Annotated in this window: 1 rRNA gene; it reads left to right on the top strand. The window is 51.7% G+C overall.

Features of this window, described 5'->3' with window-relative positions:
- Positions 1 to 1,109, top strand: a 23S ribosomal RNA gene (locus GGQ84_RS15495); the annotation flags it as partial.

Raw genomic sequence — 1,109 nt, forward strand, 5'->3', positions numbered from 1 at the left:
AAGATAGGCAAATCCGTCTTGCAAAAATCCCAAGGAGTGATGGGGAGCGAAATTTAGTAGCGAACTGATTGATCCCAAACTGTCAAGAAAAGCCTCTAGTGAGAACGAAGGTGCCCGTACCGTAAACCGACACAGGTAGGCAGGGTGAGAATCCTAAGGCGCGCGAGAGAACCCTTGTTAAGGAACTCGGCAAAATGACCCCGTAACTTCGGGAGAAGGGGTGCCTCGGTATTGTGTATATAAAAACTTATGTATGCAAGAGGAGGCCGCAGAGAAAAGGCCCAAGCGACTGTTTAGCAAAAACACAGGTTCCTGCTAAAGAGAAATCTGAAGTATAGGAGCTGACGCCTGCCCGGTGCTGGAAGGTTAAGGGGAAGAGTTAGCAGTAATGCGAAGCTTAGAACTGAAGCCCCAGTAAACGGCGGCCGTAACTATAACGGTCCTAAGGTAGCGAAATTCCTTGTCGGGTAAGTTCCGACCCGCACGAAAGGCGTAACGATTTGGGCACTGTCTCAACAAGGGACTCGGTGAAATTGTAATACCGGTGAAAATGCCGGTTACCTGCGACAGGACGGAAAGACCCCGTGGAGCTTTACTGTAGCCTGATATTGGATTTTGATATTTCATGTACAGGATAGGTGGGAGACTGAGAAGCAAGGTCGCTAGGCTTTGTGGAGTCACTGGTGGGATACCACCCTTGAAATATTGGAATTCTAACCTTGATCCGTGATCCGGATTGGGAACAGTGTCAGGTGGGCAGTTTGACTGGGGCGGTCGCCTCCTAAAGAGTAACGGAGGCGCCCAAAGGTTCCCTCAGAATGGTTGGAAATCATTCGCAGAGTGCAAAGGCATAAGGGAGCTTGACTGCGAGACATACAGGTCGAGCAGGGACGAAAGTCGGGCTTAGTGATCCGGCGGTACCGAGTGGAAGGGCCGTCGCTCAACGGATAAAAGCTACCCCGGGGATAACAGGCTTATCTCCCCCAAGAGTCCACATCGACGGGGAGGTTTGGCACCTCGATGTCGGCTCATCGCATCCTGGGGCTGAAGTAGGTCCCAAGGGTTGGGCTGTTCGCCCATTAAAGCGGTACGTGAGCTGGGTTCAGAAC

Origin of the sequence: Desulfitispora alkaliphila (assembly GCF_050433185.1) — a bacterium.
GTDB classification, from domain to species: Bacteria; Bacillota; Desulfitisporia; order Desulfitisporales; family Desulfitisporaceae; genus Desulfitispora; species Desulfitispora alkaliphila.